The organism is Chitinophaga eiseniae (assembly GCF_012641265.1).
In the GTDB taxonomy this organism is placed as follows: Bacteria; Bacteroidota; Bacteroidia; order Chitinophagales; family Chitinophagaceae; genus Chitinophaga; species Chitinophaga eiseniae_A.
Genome location: NZ_JABAHZ010000022.1, coordinates 1 through 1,856 on the forward strand (window position 1 = coordinate 1; position 1,856 = coordinate 1,856).

Sequence of the window (1,856 nt, forward strand, 5' to 3'; positions counted from 1 at the left end):
AAAAGAGGGCGTCTCAAAAATAATTGAGGCGCTCTTTTAGTTTTTAGGCACAACTAAGCTCATTATGAGATAATTTATTCCAAAATGCAATTTTTGATGCAGTATTAATTGTTGGATTGTTGTATAAGTATTTAGAGGGGAGCTGGTAGGAAGTTTTTGTGCTTTAATGGCATTTTTACGCCACTTTTTTACGGATGTTATGGGCCAGGGCAAGTAATCCCATTTCTATATTTACTTTTTCAATACCACGCAACATGAACCGCTTAAACATGTGGTTATGTTTGATGTTGGCAAAAACAGGTTCTACTTCGAAGCATCGTCTCTTTCTTTTCTGGATACCTCGTTTTGTATTTAATCGTTTGTCGGCCCTTTTTTTAAGCTGCCTGTACTGCTGATTTACTTCAATAACCCGGCTACCCTTTTGCTTATGACATTCTTTCTTTAAGCGGCACCAGGCGCAAGATTCACATTTGTATTTTGTTATTGTTTGTTCATATCCACTATGGGAGTGGCTTTTAAAGCTGCCCTGATTGATCAGTTTTTTTCCTGCCGGACAGGTGAAGGTATCCTGGTCTTTATCATACGGAAGTTGGTCTACAGTAAATCGCTTTTTTTGTCGGATGTTTTTATTTTGATTACGATCGAACTGATTATGTTTTACATAAGCGGTGATCCTTCTGTTTTCAAGCCACTTGTAATTTTGCTCACTGCCATAGCCCGCATCAGCGGTAACATTGGATGGTTTTGTTTTCAGGTGTTTAATATGTGAAGATAAATGAGGCGGAAGGGTCAGCGTATCTGTTGGGTTTTGGTGGATACTATAGGAGAGGATATATTGATTGTTTGTGCTGATTTGAACGTTATAACCTGGTTTCAGCTGACCATTTTTCATATGATCCTCCTTCATTCTCATAAAAGTAGCATCAGGATCTGTCTTACTGTAGCTTTTACGTCCTTTTAATATTTGCTCCTGCTGATCATACCGGTCTAAAGCATCTGGCCAGTGTTTGCGCGCATAATTTAGCTTCTGTCGTATTTTGGGATCTATCGCTTCCTGCTTTGCCACCTCACTGAGCGCCTGATTGATACTGTCAATCACCTCCTTTATTTTACTGCTATCTATCGGACCGGGATCTGTAGGGTCGGTCGGGCTGTTAAGTTCCGCAGCGGCTATTGATTGAGCGTATTGCCACAGTTCATTTAACTGCTTCTTTATTTTCTCACGATTATTGCTAATACTCTTGCCCCATACAAAACTATAACGATTAGCATTGGCTTCTATTTTAGTCCCATCAGTATAAAGCTCCTTTAAACTTAATAAGCCTTCATCACATAATAATAATACCACCTGGCTAAATATCGGTTGCAATATCTTTTGAAGGCGCCCGCTTCTAAATCTGTTTATTGTATTATGATCTGGCTTGCTCATCCCACTAAGCCATAAAAAATAAATATCCCTGCCCAGCACATCTTCTATCTTACGGCTGCTGTAAATATTATTCATATAGGCGTACACCAATACTTTCAACAACATCCGGGGATGATAGCTGCTGGTACCTCCTGGCTTATAGCGAGCCAGCAGCAAACCAATATCTATACTTTCTACTATCCGGTCAACAACACGAACCGGATGATCTGCCGATACCATCTCATTTAAATCAGGGGGAAACAACATGGCCTGATTTTGATAGGTCGGCTTAAAGGATACTTTAAAGCTTTTTCCTCGTGCCATACCCAAATTTAACTACCCTGACCAACACTTGAAAGTCTTTTTTTCAACCAGATTATCTGGATAAATCAGCCCTTTTTTCTCAAAATTAAAGAGGGTGCCTCAAAATTACTTTTGAGACACCCTC

1 protein-coding gene is annotated in these 1,856 nt (G+C 39.6%); it reads right to left on the bottom strand.

Annotated elements, in window-relative coordinates:
• Positions 1-175: 175 nt before the first annotated feature.
• The gene (locus HGH91_RS30910; RefSeq protein WP_168743100.1) at positions 176-1,732 is read right to left on the bottom strand and encodes an IS1182 family transposase; all 1,557 of its coding nucleotides are present in this window, start codon (positions 1,730-1,732) and stop codon (positions 176-178) included.
• Positions 1,733-1,856 lie beyond the last annotated feature (124 nt).

Excerpts from the sequence above, each read along its gene's own strand:
- HGH91_RS30910 (WP_168743100.1), bottom strand. The coding sequence starts at position 1,732 with ATGGCACGAGGAAAAAGCTTTAAAGTATCCTTTAAGCCGACCTATCAA.